Genomic DNA, 903 nt, shown 5'->3' on the forward strand with positions numbered 1-903 from the left:
GCAGCGACATCGTCGCGGTCACGGGTACGGGCGTGGGCAGCTTTGCCGACGCCAACGCCGGGGTGGGCAAGGCGGTTACCGTCACCGGCTATACGCTGGGCGGCACCGATGCCGGCAACTACAACCTGGTGCAGCCGGCCGGCGTGACCGCTACCATCAACAAGGCCGATGTCATCGTCTCCGGCAGCAGAACCTACGATGGCGCCACGTCGGTGGCGGGCGGCACCTTGACGGCGACCGGCGTGGCCGGCCAGATCTTCAGCGTCACCGGCCCCGGTGACGCCTCGAACCTGACCAGCAAGAACGTTCAAAGCGGTGCGGCGCTCGCCAGCACCACGGGCCTGAGCCTGGGCAGCAGCAGCAACGGCGGCCTGGCCAGCAATTACAACGCGCCCGGCGTGGCCGGCAGCAGTTACACCGTGACCGCCAAGGGGCTGACCCTGACCGGCGTCAGCGCCGTCGATAAAATCTACGACGCCACGACCACGGCCGCGCTCAACACCGCCAGCGTTGGCTACTCGGGCCTGGTTTCGGGCGACACGGTGTCGCTGGCCGGCAGCGGCAGCGGCAGTTTTGCGACCAAGGATGTCGGTATCAACAAGGCTGTGACGGTGAGCGGCTACACGCTGTCGGGCGCCGACGCCGGCAACTACGTGGTCACCCAGCCGACCGGCCTGAGCGCAACCATCAACAAGGCCAACCTGGCGGTATCGGGCATTGCAGCGCTGGATAAAACCTATGACGCCACCACCGCCGCGACCCTGAGCGGCACTGCTGCCGTGGCCGCACTGGGCAGCGACAGCGTGTCGGTGACCGGTACCGCCGTGGGCAGCTTTGCCAGCAAGGACGCCGGCGCCAACAAGGCCGTGAGCGTGAGCGGCTACACGCTGTCGGGCGCCGGCG

The 903-nt window shown here is 68.3% G+C and carries 1 protein-coding gene; it reads left to right on the plus strand.

From position 1 onward, the window contains the following. On the plus strand, positions 1-903 hold a 903-nt coding region (locus DUPY_RS28215), incomplete at both ends, for a YDG domain-containing protein (RefSeq protein WP_229255183.1).

Origin of the sequence: Duganella phyllosphaerae, from assembly GCF_001758785.1 — a bacterium.
Lineage (GTDB): Bacteria > Pseudomonadota > Gammaproteobacteria > Burkholderiales > Burkholderiaceae_D > Rugamonas > Rugamonas phyllosphaerae.